The sequence below is a fragment of the Paralimibaculum aggregatum genome, assembly GCF_030270585.1.
Taxonomy (GTDB): Bacteria; Pseudomonadota; Alphaproteobacteria; order Rhodobacterales; family Rhodobacteraceae; genus Thermohalobaculum; species Thermohalobaculum aggregatum.
The window spans coordinates 1-606 of record NZ_BSYI01000136.1; the positions used below are offsets into that span (position 1 = coordinate 1).

General features: G+C 75.6%; 1 protein-coding gene. It reads left to right on the forward strand.

Features of this window, described 5'->3' with window-relative positions:
* The coding region (locus tag QSJ97_RS24650; RefSeq protein ID WP_285675152.1) for an autotransporter outer membrane beta-barrel domain-containing protein at positions 1-587 on the forward strand (587 nt) is incomplete at its 5' end.
* Positions 588-606: the final 19 nt, after the last annotated feature.

Below are 606 nucleotides of genomic sequence, written 5' to 3' on the forward strand. Positions count from 1 at the left end.
TCGCGGTCTCGGCCGGGGTCACCGCCGGCTGGGGCCAGTTCGACACCGAGCGGCGGCTGGCCTTCGGCGGCACGCCCGAGCTGGCCGAGGGCGAGCAGGACGTCACCGCCCTCGGCGCCCGGCTCCGGGCCGCCTACACGGTCGGCTTCGAGGCGGCCTATCTGCGGCCCGCGCTCGATCTCGACGTGATCCATGTCGATGCCGGCGGCTATGCCGAGCGCGGCGCCGGGGCGCTCGACCTCGCGGTCTCCGGCAGCGACGAGACCGCCTTCGTCGCCACCCCCTCGGTGGAGGGCGGCGCGGTGTTCGACATCGCCGAGGGGCTGGCGCTCAGGGCCTATGCGCGCGCCGGGGCGAGCTTCTCCACCGTCGACAGCTTCGCTGCCGAGGCCCGCTTCGCCGGCGCCCCGGCCGGCACCGGCAGCTTCGCGAGCGCGGTGGCGGTGGCCGACACGGTGGGCCGCGTCAGCGCCGGCCTCCGCCTGATGAGCGAGACCTGGATGGATGTCGACCTGCGCTATGACGGCGCCTTCGCCGGCGACTTCACCGAGCACGCCGCACGCCTCAACATCGCCGTCAGGTTCTGACGCCCCGCCCCGGGCCGGC